This window comes from Paenalicyclobacillus ferrooxydans (genome assembly GCF_001399675.1).
Taxonomy (GTDB): domain Bacteria; phylum Bacillota; class Bacilli; order Alicyclobacillales; family Alicyclobacillaceae; genus Alicyclobacillus_B; species Alicyclobacillus_B ferrooxydans.
This window is the reverse complement of record NZ_LJCO01000040.1, coordinates 37,173-59,062: the sequence shown is the minus strand read 5'-3', so window position 1 is coordinate 59,062 and position 21,890 is coordinate 37,173. Positions and strand designations below refer to the sequence as shown.

The 21,890-nt window shown below is 49.3% G+C and carries 24 protein-coding genes; 17 read left to right on the top strand and 7 right to left on the bottom strand.

Annotated elements, in window-relative coordinates:
• Positions 1-2: 2 nt before the first annotated feature.
• The 5 genes from rplM (at position 3) to AN477_RS08615 (ending at position 3,400) form a co-directional block, all read left to right on the top strand.
• Entirely contained in the window at positions 3-443 is a 441-nt protein-coding gene (gene rplM / locus AN477_RS08635; protein WP_054968772.1) for a 50S ribosomal protein L13, read from the top strand.
• Positions 444-461: 18 nt separating this feature from the next.
• Complete coding sequence (gene rpsI, locus AN477_RS08630; RefSeq protein ID WP_054968771.1) at positions 462-854, top strand: 30S ribosomal protein S9; 393 nt, start codon at positions 462-464, stop codon at positions 852-854.
• A gap of 147 nt (positions 855-1,001) precedes the next feature.
• The gene (locus tag AN477_RS08625; protein WP_054968770.1) at positions 1,002-1,778 is read left to right on the top strand and encodes an N-acetylmuramoyl-L-alanine amidase; all 777 of its coding nucleotides are present in this window, start codon (positions 1,002-1,004) and stop codon (positions 1,776-1,778) included.
• A gap of 3 nt (positions 1,779-1,781) precedes the next feature.
• Positions 1,782-2,243 carry a hypothetical protein gene (locus tag AN477_RS08620; RefSeq protein ID WP_054968769.1) on the top strand — a complete coding sequence of 154 codons (462 nt, stop codon included), beginning with the start codon at positions 1,782-1,784 and terminating at the stop codon, positions 2,241-2,243.
• An 86-nt stretch (positions 2,244-2,329) separates the two neighbouring features.
• Positions 2,330-3,400, top strand: a complete 1,071-nt coding sequence (locus AN477_RS08615; RefSeq protein ID WP_054968768.1) for an Mrp/NBP35 family ATP-binding protein — start codon at positions 2,330-2,332, stop codon at positions 3,398-3,400.
• A 112-nt stretch (positions 3,401-3,512) separates the two neighbouring features.
• On the opposite strand, the gene gerD is transcribed toward AN477_RS08615, so the two are convergent.
• Complete coding sequence (gene gerD, locus AN477_RS08610; RefSeq protein ID WP_157061884.1) at positions 3,513-4,166, bottom strand: spore germination lipoprotein GerD; 654 nt, start codon at positions 4,164-4,166, stop codon at positions 3,513-3,515.
• 147 nt (positions 4,167-4,313) lie between these two features.
• On the opposite strand from gerD, the gene AN477_RS08605 reads away from it, so the two are divergent.
• Positions 4,314-5,024, top strand: a complete 711-nt coding sequence (locus tag AN477_RS08605) for a KinB-signaling pathway activation protein (RefSeq protein WP_054968766.1) — start codon at positions 4,314-4,316, stop codon at positions 5,022-5,024.
• 104 nt (positions 5,025-5,128) lie between these two features.
• On the opposite strand, the gene pdaB is transcribed toward AN477_RS08605, so the two are convergent.
• Positions 5,129-5,812, bottom strand: coding sequence for a polysaccharide deacetylase family sporulation protein PdaB (gene pdaB, locus AN477_RS08600; protein WP_425388146.1), 684 nt, complete (start codon positions 5,810-5,812; stop codon positions 5,129-5,131).
• Positions 5,813-5,947: 135 nt separating this feature from the next.
• On the opposite strand from pdaB, the gene AN477_RS08595 reads away from it, so the two are divergent.
• The 7 genes from AN477_RS08595 (at position 5,948) to glmS (ending at position 14,034) form a co-directional block, all read left to right on the top strand.
• The gene (locus tag AN477_RS08595; RefSeq protein ID WP_054968764.1) at positions 5,948-6,601 is read left to right on the top strand and encodes a stage II sporulation protein M; all 654 of its coding nucleotides are present in this window, start codon (positions 5,948-5,950) and stop codon (positions 6,599-6,601) included.
• Positions 6,602-6,650: 49 nt separating this feature from the next.
• Entirely contained in the window at positions 6,651-7,547 is an 897-nt protein-coding gene (gene rocF, locus AN477_RS08590; RefSeq protein WP_054968833.1) for an arginase, read from the top strand.
• Positions 7,548-7,673: 126 nt separating this feature from the next.
• Entirely contained in the window at positions 7,674-8,360 is a 687-nt protein-coding gene (locus AN477_RS08585; protein WP_169787865.1) for an SGNH/GDSL hydrolase family protein, read from the top strand.
• Positions 8,361-8,453: 93 nt separating this feature from the next.
• Positions 8,454-9,272, top strand: a complete 819-nt coding sequence (cdaA, locus tag AN477_RS08580; RefSeq protein WP_054968762.1) for a diadenylate cyclase CdaA — start codon at positions 8,454-8,456, stop codon at positions 9,270-9,272.
• The gene (locus AN477_RS08575; RefSeq protein ID WP_054968761.1) at positions 9,272-10,531 is read left to right on the top strand and encodes a CdaR family protein; all 1,260 of its coding nucleotides are present in this window, start codon (positions 9,272-9,274) and stop codon (positions 10,529-10,531) included. Before cdaA ends, AN477_RS08575 begins: the two co-directional genes overlap by 1 nt.
• 24 nt (positions 10,532-10,555) lie before the next feature.
• Positions 10,556-11,893 carry a phosphoglucosamine mutase gene (gene glmM, locus AN477_RS08570; protein WP_054968760.1) on the top strand — a complete coding sequence of 446 codons (1,338 nt, stop codon included), beginning with the start codon at positions 10,556-10,558 and terminating at the stop codon, positions 11,891-11,893.
• A 290-nt stretch (positions 11,894-12,183) separates the two neighbouring features.
• On the top strand, positions 12,184-14,034 hold the full coding sequence (gene glmS, locus AN477_RS08565; protein ID WP_054968759.1) for a glutamine--fructose-6-phosphate transaminase (isomerizing): 1,851 nt from the start codon (positions 12,184-12,186) through the stop codon (positions 14,032-14,034).
• A gap of 1,497 nt (positions 14,035-15,531) precedes the next feature.
• Here glmS and AN477_RS08555 read toward each other — a convergent pair.
• On the bottom strand, positions 15,532-16,131 hold the full coding sequence (locus tag AN477_RS08555) for a PadR family transcriptional regulator (protein WP_054968757.1): 600 nt from the start codon (positions 16,129-16,131) through the stop codon (positions 15,532-15,534).
• A gap of 272 nt (positions 16,132-16,403) precedes the next feature.
• On the opposite strand from AN477_RS08555, the gene AN477_RS08550 reads away from it, so the two are divergent.
• The 4 genes from AN477_RS08550 (at position 16,404) to AN477_RS08535 (ending at position 19,647) form a co-directional block, all read left to right on the top strand.
• Positions 16,404-16,724, top strand: coding sequence for a PadR family transcriptional regulator (locus AN477_RS08550; RefSeq protein ID WP_054968756.1), 321 nt, complete (start codon positions 16,404-16,406; stop codon positions 16,722-16,724).
• Positions 16,724-17,590: a hypothetical protein gene (locus AN477_RS08545; protein WP_054968755.1), complete on the top strand. Its 867-nt coding sequence runs from the start codon at positions 16,724-16,726 to the stop codon at positions 17,588-17,590. The genes AN477_RS08550 and AN477_RS08545 overlap by 1 nt, the downstream gene beginning before the upstream one ends.
• Positions 17,591-17,637: 47 nt before the next feature.
• Complete coding sequence (locus tag AN477_RS08540; protein ID WP_054968754.1) at positions 17,638-18,021, top strand: hypothetical protein; 384 nt, start codon at positions 17,638-17,640, stop codon at positions 18,019-18,021.
• A 795-nt stretch (positions 18,022-18,816) separates the two neighbouring features.
• A complete protein-coding gene (locus tag AN477_RS08535; RefSeq protein ID WP_054968753.1) occupies positions 18,817-19,647 on the top strand; it encodes a MerR family transcriptional regulator in 831 nt (276 codons plus the stop codon).
• A gap of 39 nt (positions 19,648-19,686) precedes the next feature.
• Here AN477_RS08535 and AN477_RS08530 read toward each other — a convergent pair whose 3' ends face one another.
• The 4 genes from AN477_RS08530 to AN477_RS08515 are packed head-to-tail and all read right to left on the bottom strand — an operon-like array spanning position 19,687 to position 21,881.
• Positions 19,687-20,613, bottom strand: a complete 927-nt coding sequence (locus AN477_RS08530; RefSeq protein ID WP_054968752.1) for an alpha/beta hydrolase family protein — start codon at positions 20,611-20,613, stop codon at positions 19,687-19,689.
• Positions 20,614-20,621: 8 nt separating this feature from the next.
• Positions 20,622-20,972, bottom strand: a complete 351-nt coding sequence (locus AN477_RS08525; RefSeq protein ID WP_054968751.1) for a hypothetical protein — start codon at positions 20,970-20,972, stop codon at positions 20,622-20,624.
• Between the two features lie 14 nt (positions 20,973-20,986).
• Complete coding sequence (locus AN477_RS08520) at positions 20,987-21,616, bottom strand: SdpI family protein (RefSeq protein WP_054968750.1); 630 nt, start codon at positions 21,614-21,616, stop codon at positions 20,987-20,989.
• Positions 21,603-21,881 carry an autorepressor SdpR family transcription factor gene (locus tag AN477_RS08515; protein WP_054968749.1) on the bottom strand — a complete coding sequence of 93 codons (279 nt, stop codon included), beginning with the start codon at positions 21,879-21,881 and terminating at the stop codon, positions 21,603-21,605. Before AN477_RS08515 ends, AN477_RS08520 begins: the two co-directional genes overlap by 14 nt.
• Positions 21,882-21,890: the final 9 nt, after the last annotated feature.

Below are 21,890 nucleotides of genomic sequence, written 5' to 3'. Positions count from 1 at the left end.
CCATGCGGACGACGTACATGGCGAAACCGAACGCCGTGGAACGCAAATGGTATGTGATTGACGTTGCCGGTCAGCGCGTGGGACGTGCGGCAACTGTTATTGCTTCCATTCTGCGTGGAAAGCATAAGCCAGAGTTCACACCGCACGTTGACACCGGTGACTTCGTAGTTGTTGTCAACGCGGACAAAATTGTGTTCACAGGTAATAAGCTTCAGAAGAAACTGTATCGCCGCCACTCTGGTTATCCAGGTGGGCTTAAAGAAACACGTGCAATCGATGTGTTGAATACACACCCGGAACGGATTATCTTTCAAGCCGTGAAGGGTATGCTCCCGCATAATTCGTTGGGACGCCAACAACTGACCAAGCTGAAGGTGTACGCGGGGTCAGAGCATCCACATCAAGCACAGCAGCCGATTCCTTGGGAATTAGCGAGCAACTAACGGAGGAGGTACTTTGCCTTGGCACAAGTTCAATATCTAGGCACTGGCCGTAGAAAGCATTCCGTTGCTCGTGTGCGCTTGCTTCCGGGTGACGGCAAGATTATGATTAACCATCGCGAACTGAATGACTACTTTGGCTTAGAGACGCTCCGCTTGATCGTAAAGCAGCCGTTGCTTCTGACAGAGACGTCAGAGCGCTATGACGTTCATGTGAACGTCTATGGTGGCGGTATTTCAGGACAGGCAGGCGCGATTCGTCACGGTGTAGCCCGCGCTTTGTTGAAGGTGGATCCCGCAATGCGGGCACCGCTGAAAAAAGCAGGCTTTTTGACCCGTGATGCACGCATGAAGGAACGTAAGAAGTACGGTTTGAAGGCTGCTCGTCGTGCACCGCAGTTCTCCAAACGGTAATTTGATACTCGAAACTTCTCAGAACGCTGCCCGTTGGCAGCGTTCTTTTTTGCATGGAAACCTTCGCCACCGGCTTTTCATGAATGCACTTCTTTGGTTCGCGCAAACTGTGCTTTAGCACCTTGTTGCGAATGGGGGATGCTTGCCATGCATAGAATTTCAAAGAGTAGACCGAAACGAATTGTTTCAGCTTGGTTGTCCATCATGACTGTTGTTGCTCTTTTGGTCTGGATGCCGGCGAAACAGGCGTACGCTGAAGACGGTGCGCCGGAGTCAGGGCTCCTGGGACGCACCATTGTTCTTGACCCAGGACACGGAGCGCCTGACTCGGGGGCGAGGAGCGATTCAGGGATTCTTGAAAAGGACATTACACTTTCGGTGGCCTTGAAACTCAGCCAACTCCTCCAACAGGCAGGGGCGAACGTCGTTTTAACCCGCACGACGGATGACGACCTGGCGAGTGAGCATGACAGACATGCTGGACGGCGGCAGTCCACTGATTTAAGAAATCGCGTACTAACAGCTAAAGCTAAGCATGCAGATGCTTTCATCAGTATCCACTGTAACGCAGTCCCGAGTGAGCGATGGACTGGGGCACAAACCCTGTATCAACGGGGTAACCCGGCCGGTGAGAAACTGGCTAAGGTGGTGCAGGAAAGGTTTCGGGAACTGTTGCTGCCGACTGCACGTGAACCCGCAGCGACGAGCACTTTATTTCTCCTGAAACGCATTCCGGGTCCGGCTGTAATCGCTGAGATTGGTTTCCTTTCAAATCGGCAGGAGAGTGTTCAACTGGCCTCACAGGCGTACCAGAGAACGGTTGCATTTTCTATATATCTTGCACTATATGACTATTTTTCTCAGCAGTCATCGGTGCCTGTGCCCGACTCGAATGTAACATTTCGAGACCTCCGGGAGGGATGATTCGTGCGAAGGTTCCGGCCGCGTTCGTCACGACCCGGCCGGTTATGGCCGTGGATGGTGCTTTGGCTGGCAATGGTAATCTGCTATTTGGTCTGGCTGGGGTGGCCCCATCACACGCAGGGAGCCACCCTGCGAAACGCTGTCACACGTGCGACGGCGAATGTCTCTGTTACTTATTCGGGCGTGACCTGGCAGGGGAAGGAGGTGTACTGCCTGTCGAACCAAGGTCCTTCATTGGAACATGTGAATATCTATGACTGGAACGGGAAACAATTGCCCGTGTTGTATATCGGCAAACGCGCTCCGTCCACGTTGCAAACATCGTCTGCGTTAACCCGTGCGCCATACACCCTTTCACATATAGAAAAGTTGTGGTTTGTGGCCCCTAGCATGCCCCCCTCCACATTTACAGTCACCTGGGATGCGTCTGGTCACGTTTCGTTCACCACTGTTGAGGTACGCTGATTGGCAACCCACACAGGTTGTTGTACACTTACAATTGGTGTGTAAATACCGAATGATGTCTCACATCAGTTGAGGAGGCGACGACCGTGGTCACGAAGGAACAGGTCCTGGAGGCCCTCCGGGACGTAGAGGACCCGGAAGTTCATAAAAGCATTGTCGAGTTGGACATGGTCAGAGATATCGAGATCAGCGGTTCAACCGTGTCAGTAAAAGTCCTGCTTACCATCACTGGTTGTCCTTTGCGGACGGTAATTGAAAAATCTGTGTCTGACAAGCTATTGGCATTGCCAGGTGTTGAACAGGCATACGTCGAGATTGGCACGATGTCTGACGAGGAGCGGGCGAAGTTCGCAAGCAAGCTGCGTGGCCGCGAGGAACCACAAAGTCCTCCCGCACTGCTGCGGCCGGACGCGGGTGTAGAGTTTTTAGCTGTGGCATCTGGCAAGGGCGGTGTCGGTAAGTCCACCGTGACTGCAAATCTGGCTAAGGCACTAGCAAACGAGGGACTCCGCGTTGGTGTTATTGATGCAGATATCTACGGCTTTAGCATTCCGGGTATCTTTGGCGTGAAAGAAACCCGGCCAACCGTGATTGACGAACTCATTATTCCGATTGAAGTCGATAACGTGAAATTGATCTCAATGCATTTCTTTGTTCCGAACAACAATCCTGTTGTGTGGCGTGGACCCATGCTTGGCAAAATGTTGCGCAACTTCTTTGCAGAAGTCCATTGGGGAGACGTTGACGTTGTTCTGCTTGACCTCCCGCCTGGAACAGGTGACATTGCCATGGATGTACATCAATTACTTCCGAAGAGTAAAGAACTCATTGTCACGACACCGCAAACCAATGCAGCAGACGTTGCAGTTCGGGCTGGAGTCATGGGACAGAGAACGAATCACGAGATTATTGGCGTAGTGGAGAATATGTCTTATTTTGAATGCGGTTCGTGCGGAGAAAAGGCCTATTTGTTCGGACGCGGCGGTGGGAACCAGGTTGCCTCAGCCCTGAATGTGTCCGTTTTAGCGCAAGTACCAATCGCAAGTATGGATGAGCAACAGAACGGGTTGTTTGCGCCTCAGACCCCGCAGGGCAAGGCTTTTAAGGCCTTGGCTCAAGCAGTGATACCGGCACTTGGTCTTGCAGTTCAAGCTTGACCGGTCAGTAAGGCTCTAGACCGGGGTCAGTAAGGCTCTATCGGTAAAGCTCTAATGGATGGTTCTCAACACCACGGAAACAGCCGCTGCATGGTCTGCAGCGGCTGTTTTTTTATTGCCCTCCGCCTCCCCCGGAACTGCCACCTGATGAACCGCCGCTGCCGCCGGATTGACCTTTCCCGGAGCTTTGCCCGCCAACCGATTGCATCGATTCTGCGACGGCTTGTTTGAGTGCATCCTGGAACTGCATGCGAAAGCTTGGCGTTTGCAGGGCCTCGGTCATTACCTTCATGATGAGACCGCGAAACGGAGGGGTTTGCATGAGATCCTCAACTTGTTTTGAAAAGTCTGGGGATTTCAACAGTACCAACATATCCTTCTGATACGTTGGATCTTTCATCAACTGCTTTTGTTGTGCCAACAGTTCAGGTTCAATTGCCTTTGCAAGCGCAGCCGCAAACTTTGGGTCCTTGAGCTGTTGACTCAGCAGAGATTGGTTCTTTCCGCTTGTGAGCGCCTTTTCCATTGCCGTGGACACATCTGTTTGGGAGACCAACCACTGTGTCCGCAGAGTTGGGTCTTGCAGTACTTCACTAAGGGCCTTCTTGCCTTCCCCGGAATGAAGAATATCGAGAACCATTTGCTTGGTTCCACTGTAATCGGGTTGCGTGGCAGACGATGCGTCAGCGCCCGCACTTGTACTGCCGCAACCCGCCAACACGAGGCAACAGAGCGCCCCAGCTAGCAACGTCTGTGTTCTTTTCAACATAGTCACCTCCGCGTGCCTGCACGTCTAGCATTCGTCCAGGCGGGGTGACTTATGCGAGTACCAATTACTTCTCGAGATACTTCTCGAGACGGTTTGTACCCAGCAAACGCCTGAGCTATCATGAAACGGTAGGAGGAGAGCCACATGCGTCTAAACCAGTTTGTCTTCTTAATCGTCAGCACTGTTTTGCTCGGTGCGATTGCAGGAATCTTCACGAGTGTGGCGGGACTGTGGTTGCATGTCCCGTGGTTTATCGGTCTTATATCAGGTGCCTTTTTAGCCACCACAAGCTTGATGGGGTTTTGGGCCTATCTGACTCTAAACTTTATATCGAGTATGACTTTACCAAAGCGCGTATGGAGGTGGGCGCAAGGGCTCATTTTGGCTCTTGTCCTATATGACATGCTGTGGTGGAGATATCACATTGATGCAATCCGCCACCCGCTTCATCATGCGACGCTCTCAGTATACCTGCTTCAAGGGCTGTGGCCGTTGGTTGTGGCAATGATTGCAGGTATGGTGAAAACGAGGCTTTCCGGACGAGGGAGCTTCCTGCCGTCAGTTTTTTATCTGTACGTTTTTACGGTGGTGGACTGGCTACTCGTTATCCGAGCGCAATCAGCCGGTCCCATCGTCAACCAGACCGGTCTCATTATGATGTTATGCAATGTCTATCTCCTGCTTATCTTCGGCAAGTTGCTGTCAGCTGAAGCAAGACAAGGGGCGTGGGCCAAGGATGCTGCTGCACGGGTTGAAATCAAGGAGCGGATTAAGGCTGCGAAGGCCGCTGCCAAAGCAGAGAAAAAGGCGGGGCGGGTAAACAAAGCAAGGATCGAGGAACCGGACAATTCCTGATCCTTGCTTCAACCGCTGTGACTCCTGAACCGTCACGTGCGCGCTTGGCTCTTAACGTGACGGTCTATAGAATATGAGGTGAGTATCCCTTGAGTGCAGACCCTCTACTGCACCTCTGTCTTTACCTTGGCTTGGGCTAACAGTTCAGACACGGTGACAAATTGATATCCTTTAGCCCGCAGTCCGTCGATGATCTGCGGCAAGGCCTGTGGAATTTGCTTCGATGAGTCACTCGCGTGCATGAGAATAATGTCGCCCGGTACAGCCCGGGTTAGGACACGATTGGCAATGGCGCTCACGCCTGGATTCTTCCAGTCGAGTGAATCGGTGTTCCACTGGATGACTGTGTAACCCATGCTGTTCAGACACTTGATGACACGGGGATTGAAGTCACCGTTTGGAGTCCGAATGAGCGTGGTCTTTACGTTTGTAACCTGCTTGATGGCCTTCTCGGACAGTCCTACCTGCTGACGGATCCAAGCGTCAGGGTAGTTTGAGAAATCTTTGTGCAGGTTTCCGTGGTTTCCAATTTCGAATCCCATGTTCTTAATCTGCTTCGCAATTTCCGGATGCCGCACTGTCCACGGGCCGCTGAGGAAGAAGGTGGCTTTTGTAACCTGCTTGTCCTTCAATATTTTTAGCACAGGCTCAGGTATCTTGTTCCCCCAGGAGATGTCGAACGTGAGTGCAACCAGCTTCTTGTCCGTGTCGACCTTATAGATGGCCTTTGGTTCATCTGCGTTCGGCTTCGCTTGGACAGCATTTGCAGGCCAGCAGAGCATACCCATAAAGAGTGCAACAACGAATGTGAGTAGAAACAGTCTGCTTCTGTTCCGCATTGGCATAACCTCCACTTGGACATAATCAGCCAAAGTGTATGCCGAGCGGACAAGACCTATACAATAGGCATAGGGAGGTTTGGCGTGAACACTACATGGGAGAACCGACAGGGTTGGGTGTGGGGACTTGGTTTGCTTCTACTCTTATCCGGCTATCTGGCCGGGGTGAGTTGGCCGGCAAGGTTCAACAGCATGCTCGCACCAAGCCTTGAACAACTGAGAAAACTTGCTGTGCAAACAGGTGTATTTCACTCCGTGATCCGTACTGTTCTGATGATTTTGATCCACAACCTGTTCGCTGCGATTATTGTTATGATTATATCGGGTATTTTGACTGCAGGTATTTACCCCGCTTGGGCAATGTGGATGAACGGCCTCACGATGGGCTACGTAGTCGCTGAAGAGTCCCAACATTTGTCTGTCCCTGCATGGCGTATCTTTGTGTATGGGATGCTTCCACACGGTCTGTTTGAACTACCTGCCTTTATTTGGTGTGGCGTGATGGGCATCAGACTTGGCTACTTCGCTGTGCAATCGCTTTGGTGGCACCTGCAAGTCAGGATTTTTCCGACACAGTTACAACCAGGACGAGGGCAACCCGGTGTGTTTCGCAGCGAACTGAAAAAGGTGCTCAAGTTATTGCCTTACCCAATCGGGTTACTCGTGATTGCCGCGACCATTGAAGGAACAGTGACACCGCACTTGATTGTCATCGGGATTCAGCATTTTCATAAGTGAGACATGTTTTTACATATTTGAGAAGGAGTGTGGCGTGATGAAAGACGTGATGAAAGAGTTGAGGATTATTGGTGCTCCGTCAGACCTTGGACAAGGACGGCGTGGCGTGGATATGGGGCCGAGTGCCATTCGTTATGCGGGGCTGCGTGAGAAGCTTCATTCACTCGGGTGTGTAGTCAAAGACCTCGGGAACATAGATGTGCCGATGCCTGAAATGCACACGGTCAAGAATGAGAAGCTAAAGTACCTCGATGAAGTTCTGCGTGTGTCTCAAGACCTCTTCCAGAGAGTGCAGTCTGTCGTTGAGGATGGACACATCCCGATTATTTTGGGAGGTGACCATAGTATCTCCATCGGCAGTGTCGCCGGGGTTGCAAGTAAATACCGAAACGTTGGCGTCATCTGGTTTGACGCCCACGGGGATATGAATACCGAAGAGACCACTCCGTCCGGAAATATTCACGGAATGCCGCTCGCTGTTGCCCTTGGCTACGGACATCAACAGTTGCTGTCCATTGGCGGATTTACTCCGAAGGTCAATCCGAAAAACGTCGTTCTCGTCGGTGCCCGGTCAGTTGACAGTGACGAGGTTCGCTTGATTCGTGAATCAGGAATCAAAGTATACACAATGGCCGAGATTGACCAGGCAGGAATGGGACAGGTTATGTCTGAAGCCATTGAAATTGCCGGTAATGGAACGGACGGGATTCACCTGAGTCTTGACCTGGATGCTCTTGATCCGATGTTCGCTCCCGGTGTGGGGACCCCTGTTAACGGCGGAGTCACGTACCGGGAAGGTCACCTTGCCATGGAACTCTTGGCTGCATCCGGAAGACTCGTCTCTGTTGACGTTGTCGAGGTGAACCCGATTCTTGATAATCGAAACCGTACGGCAGAAATGGCCGTTGAGCTTGTCGAGTCCCTGTTCGGGAAAACGGTCGTTTGATGAAGAATTAACAGTCCTTGCGTCACGCCTTACAGCCGATTGCAATAGGTTACTATAACCACGCCTTGGCAGTTCCCGCGGGCGTGGAAAGTGACCTTTTTGGTCTTCGGCAAGGGGCTGGCGTTTGTGCTATATGTTGCGCTTGGAGACTCGGTGACGTACGGGTATTCTGCAACCAACAACAGGAGATCCTATGTACAGCGGATCGCGCGAAGTCTCTCGAAACAAGAGCGGGTCAATGTGTACCTGCACGCGAAGCCGGGCTGGACTTCCGCCAGGTTACTCAAGTCTGTCAAGTCCGTGCAGCCGAGCATATTCGATGAAGCAAAGTTGACTACGTTGATGGTGGGTGGGAACGATCTCCTTCGTTCGTCGCCGTTTCTCCTAAACGGAAACCATAGTCACCTGATGAAAGTAGCGGATCGTTACTATCAAAACTTGACGAACATTGTAGAGTTGGCATACAGACCTGGTACCCGCTTTATCATCGCGACGCTTTACAATCCGTTTCCAAACTCCGTCCTTGCAGAAGAGTACACCGGACTCGTAAATGATTGCGTGCGGAGGGTGGCCCGCCGATACAACCTTCTTCTGGCGGATATCGCGGCAAGATTTGACGGCAAGGAATTTCGTTTTGTTGAAGGCTACAAACGAGGGTCCATCCGCGACTTTCGAATCCGCGGTAACCCGATTCACCCAAACGATGCGGGGCATGGAGCGATTGCACAGGGGTTTTTGGCCATGTATCGGCGTGCAGGAGTAAAGGATATAGCGAAGGGCGGGAAACTGAAACGCACACAAAAGTCTCCCTAATCTACGATGGTTCGGGCAAGCCGCCCCCTTGACGCGGTATAATATGTAGGAAACAATGATCTAAAAGTTTTTCCGGAATCGGGTGACGTTGCCTTGGATGGGTGGCTTAGTGCAATTGAACGGTTCAACTTCTTGAATGCGATTGATATTATAATCGTGGCGTACCTGCTGTATCGCCTGTTGCTCCTCATTCGAGGCACGCGAGCAGTCCAACTTTTACAGGGTGTCATCGTCATTCTTGTAGCGACGGCCCTGAGCAGCTTGTTTCATCTGACGACGGTCAATTGGCTGTTGAACAAGATTCTTACCCTTGGCTTCATTGCCATTCCCATTGTGTTTCAGCCTGAACTGCGCAGAGCCTTGGAACAACTGGGCCGTGGCGGCTTTATGTCGCTCTCTTTCCGGAGTCAAGCCCCTGAAGAAACGCAACAGCTGATAGCTGAGATCGTCAAGTGCACACAGGTACTCTCCAAGGCCAAGATCGGTGCGCTCATTGTCATCGAACGTGAAACCGGACTGACAGAATACATCGAAACTGGAATTCTTGTGGAAGGTCGTGTGAGTTCACAACTGCTCATCAACACCTTTATTCCAAATACACCCCTGCATGACGGTGCAGTTGTCGTGCGGGGGGAGCGCCTGGTCTCGGCGGGGTGCTTCCTTCCTCTTACTGAAAATCGTAACCTTGACAAAGAACTTGGGACAAGGCATCGTGCGGCGCTTGGTGTAACGGAACAATCAGATGCTGTCGCTGTTGTGGTGTCAGAGGAAACCGGGAAAATATCCATCGCAGTCGATGGAGTCTTAACGAGAGACCTCAGTGAAAATGCGCTGTTTGAGTTGCTGCAGACTCTTTTAACGCCAAAGCGCAATCGTCGCTTGCAATTCTTTGGACGAAAGGCGGCATCGTAGTGGACAGGTTTCTCAACAACAATATGGTCCTACGGATTGTCGCTGTGATACTCGCTTGCATCCTTTGGTTCACAGTGAATGCCCCTTCACCAACGTCGCAAGCAGGCCAAACGGCGGCGTCTGTCAAAGACTTCCCGTATGCAGTCCAAGTGAATACTCAACCAGACATGATGGTGACAGTCATTGACCATCCTACTGTTGTCGTTGAAATTCGCGGTGGACTCCTCAACAATACATCGCTGCCAAGTGAGATGATGGGGGTTCAAGTGGTTGCCGATGCCCGTGGTCTCGGCCCTGGCACACATGCCGTTGCTCTGAAGGCAGTGGGGATGCCTCCAGTCGCCTACACGATTCTCCCGCAAACTGTTGAGGTTACGCTAGAGAAGAAAGTGACTGCAAGCAAACCAGTTCAAATTCACGTCACTGGCACCCCAGCCCAGGGCTATCAGGTCGCACAAGTGCAACCTGATGTTCAGGCAGTACAGGTCAGTGGGGTGAGCTCCGTTGTGCAGCGTGTAGCTGCCGTCATGGCCGATATGTCCGTGTCAGGCGCAAAATCCACAGTATCCCACACATTGACACTAGAACCGGTTGATAAGAACGGCCTGCCTGTATCTGGGGTCGAGGTCGATCCGGTGAACGTGACTGCTGTCGTTCGTATTGAACCCCCACAGATGAAGGTGCGTTTAGCCCCAGAAGTACTTGGCTCTCCAGCGCCTGGCTATGCGGTGTCAGGATTGTCAGTCGCGCAACAGACCGTAAACGTAACCGCATCGCCGGACGTCACAGCAACCCTCAGTCAGGTTACATTGCCTGTCGATGTCTCGGGGCTGGCGTCGACGAAAACATTCACTGTACCCATCGTCCCGGGAGCCAACTGGACTCAAGTTGTTCCGTCCAGCGTTCAAGTTACGGTTCAGATCTCGCGAAGCACAGCGAGGAGCTTCAATGGAGTTCCGATACAGATTCGAAACATACCGCAGGGGGCAACCGTCACTTTGTCCGGTACAACCAACTTGGATATCCGTGTCAGCGGTCCGGACTCAATTATTTCCAAGTTGCAGACGTCAGATATCATAGCGTATATTGACGCAAGTGGATTGACGGCCGGAGACACCACAGCAGCTGTTCATGTTTCCGCACCCAACTGGGTTACCGTCACACAGCTCTCTCAAATTACCGTCCCTGTTTCCATTCAAAGCCAAGGAACTGCTAACAACAATAATAATACGACTGCTGGGACCAATCGTATCGGATAACGGAGTGTGAAAGGAGCGAGGTCTTTGACTCGCATGTTTGGTACCGATGGAGTTCGCGGCATCGCGAACCTTGAATTGACACCTGAATTCGCATTTCGCCTAGGACGTGTAGGCGCCTATGTGCTCACACGCGGTGTGCCAGGGGCAAGGATTGTTGTGGGTAAAGATACTCGGATTTCCAGTGACATGCTCGAGGCATCTCTGGTCAGCGGGATCCTCTCTGTTGGTGTGGATGTCTTACAACTCGGTGTTGTCAGTACCCCTGGCGTGGCCTTTCTGACAAAGCACCTTCACGCGAATGCGGGGGTCATGATCTCTGCTTCACATAACCCCGTTGAAGACAACGGCATTAAGTTTTTCGGCGGAGATGGATTCAAACTCCTCGACGCGGTAGAAGATGAGATTGAAGCCCTGATGGAACAAAGTGAAGAGTTGCCACGACCGATTGGGGTCGATGTTGGGCGTCTCTACCAAGAACCAGCGCTTGAGGTGTATCGGCGCTTTTTGATTGGCACGGTTCAAAATCGGTTTGATGGTCTGCATGTTGTCCTTGACTGTGCAAACGGCGCATCATATCACACAGCGCCGGAGGTTTTCGAGCGACTCGGCGCAAAAGTCACAGCCCTGTTTACTCAGCCGGATGGCACGAACATTAATGTGGGATGCGGTTCTACGCACCCGCATGTGGTACAACGGGCAGTTCTCGAATACGAAGCGGATCTGGGACTGGCATTTGACGGGGACGCAGACCGTGTCATTGCAGTAGATGCTTCCGGTCAGATGGTCGACGGAGATTACATTATTGCCATTTGTGCTGAGGCACTGCATGCTCGTGGAGAATTGAAGAACAACGCTGTAGCGGCAACGGTCATGAGCAACCTTGGGTTTATGAAAGCGATGGAAGAACGAGGCATCGGTGTGCAAACCACAGCGGTTGGCGATCGCTACGTCATGGAAGCCATGCGTGAGCATTCCCTTGTCCTTGGCGGAGAGCAATCAGGGCACATCATCTTCTTAAACCATACGACCACTGGCGATGGGGTTTTGACCGCGCTGCAGCTCGTCAACATTATGGTGGCACAAAAGAAATCCCTCACAGAGTTACGTCGGGTTATGAATCGGTACCCGCAGATTTTGGAGAACGTTCGCGTGAACGATAAACAGGCATGGCGTCAAAGTGCCCGGATCCAAGAAGCTCTCGAAGCGGGAGAAGCCATGCTTGGCGGTAACGGGCGGCTGTTGGTGCGTGAATCAGGTACGGAGTCGCTGGTCCGCGTGATGGCAGAAGGTCCGGACGAACAGGTGCTTCAGGAATGCGTACATCAGATTGCGGTGGTGATTCGGGAAGAAATTGGCGCTTGAATGAGGAGAAAAATCTGCGCGTGACAGGCAGTTAAAGAATAGGTTATGATAAGGTTCTTAGGCGTGAGAGACGCCCATGTGACTCGGTGAATTTAGCACACCGAGATCACATGACAAGCGCCCGGACTGAGGAGCAACGGCAGGCATTTTCCTCAGTTGACGCGGTGGGGGTTGGCGAACGATTCGGCGGATACCCCCCGGTGTGCGGCCGCACCGATTACAGACTTTGAAATCTGTTGGGTGACCAACGGGACAAAAAGGCTGTAGGCTACGTAGGGGGATTTGTGTCCATGTGCGGTATTGTTGGTTACATCGGGCCACGCCACGTCAAAGACGTGGTTGTGGGAGGTTTGCGCAAGTTGGAGTACCGCGGTTATGACTCTGCAGGTATTGCGACGCTCGGGAATGATCAGATCTCTGTTGTGAAATCTGTCGGACGGTTGGCGAACTTGGAGGATAAACTCGTTTCCGAGAGCATCGAAGGACAGATTGGCATCGGGCATACACGGTGGGCAACACACGGGCGTCCGTCTGATGAGAACGCACATCCGCATCAGGATTGTCAAGGACAGTTCGCGATTGTGCACAACGGGATCATCGAGAACTATGTACAAATTCGCGAGGAATTGATGCAGAAGGGACATACCTTCAAATCCGAGACGGACACCGAGGTCATCGTCCATCTCATTGAGGATATGTACGATGGGAACTTTGAAGCGACGATTGTCGCTGCATCAAAGCGGATCCGTGGGGCATATGCACTTGTTGTCTTAGCCAAGAACCACCCGGACAGGTTGATTGCCGTACGTAAGTCCAGCCCGCTGATTGTCGGGCTCGGCGAAGGCGAAAACTTTGTCGCATCCGATATTCCCGCAATCCTCGAATACACCCGAGATGTGTATGTTCTAGATGACGGAGAGATGGCAGTTGTACGACGGGATAGTGTTGATTGCTATCCGTTGAACGAGAAGACGGACCCGGCACATCTGGTACCTGTACAAAAAGATGTCTACAAGGTGACTTGGGATGCCGTATCTGCGGAACGCGGCGGCTTCGAACATTTCATGCTGAAGGAGATCCATGAGCAGCCGCGGGCAATTACGGATACCCTGCGGGGGCGCCTGGCTGAAGACCTCTCGTCCGTTCATCTGAATGAGTTGTCTTGGACTGAGGATTTCCTGCAATCGATTGACAGAATCCACATTGTTGCATGTGGAACCTCCTGGCATGCTGGCTTAGTCGGCAAGGCTGCCATCGAACGGTTTGCGAAAATTCCAGTTGAGGTCGAGGTTGCTTCCGAGTACAGGTATCGTGATCCGCTATACTCACCAAACACGCTCGTGATTGTCATCACGCAGTCTGGCGAAACCGCGGACACCTTGGCAGCGTTACGCGACAGTAAGCAAAAGGGGCTTCGGGTACTTGCGATTACAAACGTAGTTGGCAGTTCCGCTGCACGGGAAGCTGACGATGTCCTGATTACATGGGCAGGCCCTGAAATCGCCGTAGCATCCACGAAAGCTTACACGACTCAGTTGGTGGCTTTATACTTGCTTGCTGTGTACCTCGGTCAGGAACGTGGCACCTTGGCAGAGGCCGATCGAAACGAAGTCCTGAATGCCTTGGCAAAGCTTCCAACTGTCGCAGAGAAGGTGCTTGATTCTGCACCTTTAATTGAAAAGTTTGCCCTCGACTATCAAGATGCACGCGATACTTTCTTTATTGGGCGTGGTCTGGACCACGCAGTGTCTCTCGAAGGCGCCTTGAAGTTGAAGGAGATTTCGTACATTCACGCAGAGTCTTATGCTGCCGGAGAGCTGAAACACGGCACCTTGGCACTTATCACGGAGGGCGTTCCGGTGATTGCACTGGCGACGCAGACTGAGCTGTATGAGAAAACGTTGAGTAATATTAAAGAAGTGAAGGCTCGGGACGCGTTTGTGCTTGGGGTGACCTGGGCTGGGGATGAAGAGCTCCAGAAGTCGGTCGATGAGGTCATCTATTTGCCAAAGACTTCACCCTTGGTTGCACCCATTGCAGCCGTGGTGCCATTGCAACTGTTGGCTTACTATGCAGCCGTAGTGAGAGGCAATGACGTCGATAAGCCGAGAAACCTTGCCAAGAGTGTGACGGTCGAGTAAGTCTTACTGACATAGCAAGTGACATATATCTTCGCAAAAAGCCGATCTACTCCAGCAAAATAAGTTCTACTCTGAGTAAAATAAGTTGTTCCCTACAGCACGGGTGGATTCGGGTCGAAAGCCTGAATTCGCCCGTGTTTTTTTAGTGAGGGGACGAGGCGTTTTGGGGCAAGGGTAAGACAAAAACCGAAGGAAATAAGACGCGAAAAAGCCCGATATATCAAGGATTCCTGAACCATGCCCGATCAAAAATGAGAAAAAACACATGACAAAATCTGCTCTCCCATGACCCTTCAGCCCGCTATCTTCGCAAAACGCGGATCTATTCTCGCAAAATAAGTTCTACTCTGAGCAAAATAAGTTGTTCCCTACAGCACGGGTGGATTCGGGTCAAAAGCCTGAATTCGCCCGTGTTTTTGTGTTGCAGGGACGAGGCGTTTTGGGGCAAGGGTAAGACAAAAACCGAAGGAAATAAGACGCGAAAAAGCCCGATATATCAAGGATTCCTGAACCATGCCCGATCAAAAATGAGAAAAAATACATGACCAAATCTGCTCTCCCTGAACCCTTCAGCCCGCTCTTACCCTGTTCTTCCACGGAAGAACTCCTTTTTACGCAAAATCGAGGTTTCTGGAAAAATTACGGAAAAAAAAGGTGAGAAAAGGCGTGATCTACGGAAGATCGAATTCGACGGCAGAAGATGGAAGAACGTGAGGGTGAGAGCGGGAAAAGCCTTGTGGGGCAAGGGAAGAGGCAGGGTTGAGGCGGGAGTGAGTCAGAGTAGATCCTCTTTTTTCGACTACATAGTACAGGGAGCTAAATTTGAATTTGAGATGTCTTAGGCTGGAATTGAATTGGGAATAGGGCTAAGAAAGGATTGAAACCAAAGGATCGAAGGTCAGTCAGTTTTCCTACGCTCCGATCCATCTAAGGGTCTATTCAGCGAATAACATTTATCTCATCTGCCTCATATTAAGTTGAAAATGTGGAGCAGATAAATCACACTCACTGGGATGACAAGCATATTTTTAACCGCGAGCATAGCGGCAGTGCGAACCGATGATACCTCGAAGTTACTGAGCGTCTTCGTCTTATTTTTGTACTTTTCCAGTAAATTTGCTACCGTTGATTTTCTAATGATAATCATAAAAAGAATGATATTGATGACAGCGAACACAATCACAAACCCACAGAGTTGGTACGCAACTTGTCCCCAATGTAAGTGCCGTATTATTGAAACAAAACGCCCCCAGAGAGCAGAATCAAATAGGCTTTGTAAGGGAAGGTCCAACCCAAGTGTCAAGATGACGCAATACTGAAATAACCGTATAAGTTCTACAAGCAGTTCAAAGGGTGCTAAAAGTCCCCGCAGTTTCCCTTTATATAGTACCTGTATCGGTCGAACTACTGCTGTTGGAATTGATAAAAGAACGATAATACCATGCGAAAAGTAGAAGGTGTACGACCAGAGAGTTTCAGTCCAAGCATTCCACAATATCATGTATCTTGCCCGCCTTCGAAGTGTTGAGTTTCCGCCCAATTCAACTTGCCATCGTGAATATCTTTAACAATTGCACGTATCCAACTAAGTTCCGCCTCTCTCATCACAACGGCGTACTCGCCTTCAAGCATTAACGGTCTCTCCAAGTGAAATTGCTCGGTCAATACTTTCAATTGTGTTTTCAAATTTTCAATGTCAGATTCCAAATGAGCTATGCGTTCACTTAGGAGTTCCAACACCGTCGTTGATGGAAGATGAAGCATGAGCGTTAATCCTGCCTCAAAATCCAGGTATTCCTTTTTCGGAGTTCGCAATATGTCGCTCAGCCAACGCTTGAGTTCGACGTGTCCAGTTTCAGTGAGTACGTAAACCGTCCGTTCTGGTCGATTTCCCTCACGAATGGTTTCTTGCGCTTTCACGTACCCTCGCTTTTCCAGACCATCAATTACCGTATAGAGAGATCCGTAGTTCAGTTTGATGCTGGTATGCCAGTGACGGGCTTTCATCATTACGGACATTTCGTAAGGGTGAGATGGTCGTTCAGAAAGAAGTGCCATAACGGCAAGAGCCAGTGGGTTAGATAGTTTCTGTGCCAACGCTAATCACCTCGCAAACGTATTATACGGATTATAATACTCGTTAACAAGTATTTGTTTGCGTATATTATTATGTGATCAAAAATATAAAAAATTTCCCGTCATTTAAATTTGTTCACCAATCACGCAGGAAAAGGGCATGTGCTACGATGATTCGGGCATATGGTCGTTTGGTAATTAAGTTAGTCCATCTATTGACCGCTGTTCCAAGTACATAGTAATATTCAGTTGTACTTAATAAGAATAACGTAATAAAAATTGGAGAGATTCCAGTGAGACAAAGTGAGTTAGGACGGTTCTCTGATGCGTCGTTTCTTATCCTTTCAAGTCTGGCGAATGGACAGAAGCACGGATACGCCATGATGGAAGACATTCTGGCGTTCAGTGGTACACAACTGGAGCCAGGGACACTGTATGGCGCAATCACGCGATTGGAAAAGAAAGGATGGATAGAAGCCCTTCCCATGAAAGAAAGGCGGCGACCATATCGCATTACCATCGAGGGTGTAACTGCGCTTCGTAAGCAAGTTGCAACACTGGAACAAGTCACTTCGGTTGGAAAAAAGCGATTGGCATCGTTGGAGGGGTTTTAATGAATTGGCTACTACGGCTTTATCCTCGTGCGTGGCGAGAACGGTATGAAGAAGAGATGTTAGGTCTACTCGAACAACACAAGGTTACACCTGTCACAGTGGTCGATTTGCTGGTTGGTGCTTTAGACGCAAATCTGAATTACAACGGCATTGCAGAAGGAGTGACCTATATGGCGGATCGGCTTCGTACAGGCATTGTGATGATTTTCTGTGCCTTCATGTTATTTGGAGTCGGGTGGAGCATGCTCCAACGATTGACCGATCCACTGAATCAATTCAATGCAATAGCAACGTCTCACCCTGAGTTTCGTGTTCTTTTCGATGCAGATTTTATTGCTGGATGCTTATCATTTCTGGCTTTTTTGATTGGTGGATTACCTGTGTTCTTTATTTCAGTAAGACGTGCTATCAAACACAAGCAAAAGAACGTATTGATGCCCTTTGGGGTCGCGCTGTCGTGTTTGGTCATCAGTGTCATTGCCACGGCAGTATTAGCGGACTGGCATCACATCGCGTATGCGTTGACACACATTTATGTATTCTTGGGTGGATATGCTGTCTTGTTGGCTTTGATGTTAACGATTGGTACGGTTGCAGTCTCGCTCATGATTACCAGGACTGACTTCCAACTTTCAGAACTCAAGTTCGTATTCTATCCAGAAGTGGTGATTTTGTTCTGCATGGGTGTAGCAGTCGTGATGTCAACGATCCTTATTATCGCGATTACCGCTTATGCACCGCAATTGTTTAACACGCAGGATGTAGGTAGTCCCATGTTCATAACGGGTCTGTTCTGCATGGCTCTCGGAACAATTTTCGCTTGGATGGGGCTTAAACGAGGACAGTCAAAGGGCTTGACCAGTTAACACACTCGTAATTCTTCAAGCGAATCTGGAGTTACGGGGGATATATGATGAAGCGCATTTTGGCTAAACTGTCGATTTGGTACTGGTTCACGATACTTCTTGCATTAGTCATCGCGTTTATTTTTAGTCGACTCGGCATTGCGCAAGGTAGAACGTTACTGAACGCGGTGCCGTGGGGCATCATAGTTGTTCTTGTGACCGCCTTGCTTGCGACGAGTAAAAAGGACGCGCTACGATTAGGAGCCGTGTTCGGTTTTCTCGTGTCCTATGCATATTTGTGGTTTGACAACCGCAACATTCATTCCTTTACTCAGATTTTTATTTTAATTCCGCTTATCATCTTACCGTCCTTGTTCGGGTTACTATGTGGGACAGCATTAGGTTATTTGGGATGGCGACTTCGGCGGTTGTTTGTAAGAATGACTCGATGAACATTCGAAAATGTGAAGGAAGATTTGTCAAACATCGTTCGATACTGGGTTAAATAGTGAAAAGGGACATAGGCGCTCTCCATAGAGTCATGTCCCTTTCTTGTACGAGTTTATTGGCGCATATGGGTTAAATCAAGAATAGTTGCTGGGCTATGCGATAGCCTTGCCGTTGCTTTCGATCCACATTCCCATGCAGATAGAAGGCGGCTAAACCAATAGACGTGGATACCCTTTTATTCTTGGAGGAAGCAGACTACAGGGAGCTAAATTTGATTTCAGAACTCATGGGTTGGATTTGAATTTGGGGATAGAGGTCAGGGAGAGACCATTTTCGAGGTACCTGGTCATTGAACTTAGGCGACATCATTTTCATGAGGCTTCGTGCACGAACCAAGAGATGTCATTGAAAAACGCCACTCTAAGATACACAGAGGTGGTTTACATATGAAGAATCGCCTGTTGAGTTGTATGACCAATGGTCGGTTGCTCTGAGTGTTTACGCATGCCTTCGCACCTTGTCCCAAAAGGATATAACGATCATTCTGAATAAGTGGTGGAAGAACAACAATGGGTGTCCACAGGATTGACAGTTGCGGGTGTGTAATGAACATGACAGGTTGGGGAGTCGGATATGGAGTAGTTTGATATGAAAGACTCGCTGTCTATCCCGAATTGCGCCGCCTGTTCTGGAGCTTCAAGATAAAAGCGTTAGACTGTGTTAGAAGTTCCCACTAAAACATCATTTGACTACGACGTTACGTAATACTTTATGTTTGTATGGAAAGGAGGTCCAAGTTGACTTCACACATGTACCATACAAAAGAGTTTGCCAAGAAATCATGTGTCTCGGTACGAACACTTCAATTTTATGATAAGAAGGGGTTACGCTCTCCATCAGAATACAGCGGAACTGGATATAGACTGTATTCCGATGACGATCTCGTGAGATTACAACAGATTTTAGCCCTGAAATATCTTGGCTTCTCGTTATCAGAAATCAAAGCTCTTGTGCAGGAAGGAGGAAGTGAACTTCGGATTGCACTTAGGGCACAGAAGAACATGATGCTCGACAAGCGGCGACAGATAGACTCCATCATCAGAACAATTGAAAAAACCGAAGAGATGGAAAATGAAACGTTGGATGTTGAAGCTATTGTGAAGATAATCGAGGTGATCCAAATGGATTTGAAGCCAGAGTGGGTAAACAAGTATTTGACCACCGAAGAGCGAAGGACTATGAGAGATTTGGCGAAGAAATCCTATTCCGACGAAGGATTAAGGAAGCTGGCACAGCAGGAATATACGGAAGAAATACATCAACAATACGGGTATTTTCGAGACGAACTTAGGAGACTTGTAGCGCAAGACGCACACCCGTCCAGTCAGGAGGCACAGAGTCTTGCTGAGTATTTGACCGAGTTAAATAGGCAACGTTCTCAAGGGTGGGATGAAGCGATACTTGCTGGAATGAAGAAGTCCTGGGAGAATTTGAATGCGTTGCCTGAAGATAAGAAACCCCAAATATACAACTTCACCACAGATGAAAGGGAGTTCATCAAACAGGCTTGTGTCATACTGCATGAGCGAAAAATCCAGGATCAGATGATGTGTAATGACAGAGAATAGGGGCATGCCAAAGACTGCCCCTTGATGAAGTGAAAAGTCTTAATTTGAAAAAATCCAATATGCAATGTCTTCGATGACTTGCTTGTCTACATGTTGTGGAACCCGATACTCTTTTTTTACTTTGCGTATCTGTCCATAAACAGTAGGCATAAACATGTGATTCAGTCCTGGGTAGAGTTTGAATGCGACGTTTGGCTTCTCACCGAGCAGTTTTTGAAAACCGTAAAAGTCCTTTTCGACGGATACTTGAAAATCTTTATCGCCCTGCAAAATAAGCACGGGTTTGTCTGATGCTTTGAGATAATCAATGGACGGATGTTGACCCATTTCCTTGAAGTAGTACGATCTCGTGTATTTCCCTACAATCTTTGTGGATTTGGCTTCTTCGTCACTCAGGTTAGAGATGTTGTTAAACTTAGAGGTGAGTGCGGCAATTTGTTTCTTCGCAATTACTTTCAAAAATTTGTTTAAAGAGTTGAGTACATCGTAACTTTGATCCATCATAATTTCTTCTAATTTGCGTGGGGAGCCAGCCATGATGATGATTCCAGCAAACTGTCCGCCTTCTGCATCAATTCGCGGAGCGAGCATTCCTCCTAAACTGTGACCGATGATAAAAACTTTATTCGAGTCGATGCGTGAATCGTTCCGTAAGAATTCCGCCGCCAGGATGGCATCCTCGATGGTTTCTTCTTTCACGGATAATCCGATATCGTTTTTCAGTTGTTTGCCATACACGAAAGTCCTCTTGTCATAACGCAACACCGCAATCCCTTTTGCCGACAGACCTTCCGCGAGGTCTCGAAATGGAAAGTTGTTTCCGACCTTTTCGTCCATATTGCTCGGACCAGACCCGTGAACCAGCACAACAGCAGGAAACAATCCAGTTGCTTCAGCAGGAACGGTTAATATACCGTCCAGAGGATACTTGGTTTGAGCACCTATCACAATTTTCTCATCAGCCATTGTAACCTTTACCATCCCTTCAGCAGTGCGAATACGGTGTATAGAAATGTACCCCATGCAACCACGAAAACCACGACAGCAACAGGTAATTGCGGCATCAGAACTGCGACAACCAAGATAACAATTCCACAACCAAGTCCTGCACCGAACATCCTTTTTCCATTTATTCGCCCAGAGTCTCGCCGCTGGTCAGATTCCGAGGCTTGACGCTTAACGAGAAACAGTATCGGAGCCAACAGGATAAGGGGATTCATATTACCCGTTTTCCACCGCTCAGAATCCTTATTCATCGAGACGTAGCCGACGAAGACCATATAGATGCAAATGACCAATGCGGCAGATAAAAGCGAGCCAACCATGTGAGTTCATCCCTTTATTGTTTTTCTTGCTTGGCGAAGAAATAGGATGCGACTGTCGTAATCAGCACCCATAAGAGAACGGGTACAACAATTGATACGACCATGCCCTTGTTCATCGGTAAAATCCACGCGAGAATGATGATGAGAAGCCCCGTCGGAACTCCTAATTGACCACCCAAGCGATGCGTTCGAATCCAACTCTCCTTACTGGATAAAGTCCACGGTGTTCGAAAGCCAATAAACCAGTTGGGTTGAAGACGCGGCGAAACGTTGGCTATGAGCATGAACATGATTCCGTACACAGTCGGTATGAAACGCATCGATCCGATGTGCAAAAGATGTCCCAAAACAGTAAGGTAAATGAGTCCAACACATACCACAATCACGCCGCCGAGATAACGGTAAGTAGACCAGAAGGATTCATAGTTTCTACGTTTTGGATCAATCCTCCACAACACATGCCATACGAGTATGATGACGAGCATGATCAACGGTTCATACCCAACCGCAAGTAAACGCGGAGTCATTCTGCCTGCTTTACCGACTACTTGTGCAGGGAGATGAAAGTACGCAACCATTCCGACGATAATGAGTAGACCCCACACGAACCATCCCCACCACGGGAATGCCTTATTCTTTTTCATCGTTGTCGCCTCCAAAGTGTTCGAGAAGCCATGCCAGCCATTCTTGCAAAATCGTGGTGTTGAGCCTGTAGATAATATAAGTTCCTTCTCGCTGATCGACGACTAAGTTTGCGTTCTTGAGCACATTCAGGTGACGACTAATTGTCGGTTGAGCGTGCGAGAAGTGATTTACAATTTCACCCGCCGTTTTTGGTCCTTCTTTCAACAGTTCGATGATCTTTCTGCGAGTACCGTCAGACATTGCTTTAAATACACTCTCATTCATCGCATTTCA